We start from the raw sequence: 1110 nt of genomic DNA, 5'->3' as shown, positions 1-1110 counted from the left end.
GCCACGCTCAACGGGCGCGAAAAGGCGGTGGTCTCCTATCTGGAAGACCATGTGATCCCCTGCCTGATCGGCATGGACCCCCGCAATTCCGAGGATATCTGGCAGTATCTCTATCGCGGCGCCTATTGGCGGCGCGGCCCGGTGACGATGCGGGCGATCGCGGCGGTGGATGTGGCGCTGTGGGACATCAAGGCCAAGATGGCGGGCATGCCGCTCTATCAGCTGCTGGGCGGGCGCAGCCGTGATGGGGTGATGGTCTATGGTCATGCCAATGGCAGCGATATCGGGGAGACGGTGGAGGCTGTCGGCGCCTATATCGACATGGGCTACAAGGCGATCCGCGCGCAGACCGGCGTGCCGGGCATCAAGGATGCTTACGGCGTGGGGCGCGGCAAGCTGTTCTATGAACCCGCCGATGCCGCTCTGCCCAGCGTGACGGGTTGGGACACGCGCAAGGCGCTCAACCATGTGCCGAAACTGTTTGAAAAGCTGCGCGAAACCTATGGCTTCGATCATCATCTGCTGCATGACGGACATCACCGCTACACGCCCACCGAAGCCGCGCAACTGGGCAAGGCGCTGGAGCCCTACAGCTTGTTCTGGCTGGAGGATGTGACCCCTGCGGAAAATCAGGAAGCCTTCAAGCTGATCCGCCAGCACACCACCACGCCGCTGGCGGTGGGCGAGATCTTCAACACGATCTGGGACGCCAAGGATCTGATCCAGAACCAGCTGATCGACTATATCCGCGCCACCATCGTGGGGGCGGGCGGGATCACCCATCTGCGCCGCATCGCCGATCTGGCGAGCCTGTACCAGATCCGCACCGGCTGCCATGGGGCGACGGATCTCTCGCCGGTCACCATGGGCACGGCGCTGCATTTCGACACTTGGGTGCCCAATTTCGGCATTCAGGAATATATGCGCCACACCGAGGAAACGCTGGCCGTGTTCCCGCATGATTATCGCTTCGAGGCCGGGATGCTCCATGTCGGGGACACGCCGGGCCATGGCGTCGACGTCGATGAGGCGCTGGCCGCCCAATATCCCTACAAGCCCGCCTATCTGCCCGTCGCCCGCCTGCAGGACGGGACCATGTGGAACTGGTGA

The 1110-nt window shown here is 63.2% G+C and carries 1 protein-coding gene; it reads left to right on the top strand.

What is annotated here, in order from left to right; genetic code table 11:
* The coding region (gene manD / locus SR3_RS30285) for a D-mannonate dehydratase ManD (protein WP_068095144.1) at nucleotides 1-1110 on the top strand (1110 nt) is incomplete at its 5' end.

Origin of the sequence: Novosphingobium rosa NBRC 15208, assembly GCF_001598555.1 — a bacterium.
Lineage (GTDB): Bacteria > Pseudomonadota > Alphaproteobacteria > Sphingomonadales > Sphingomonadaceae > Novosphingobium > Novosphingobium rosa.
This window is presented reverse-complemented; position numbering and strand designations above follow the sequence as displayed.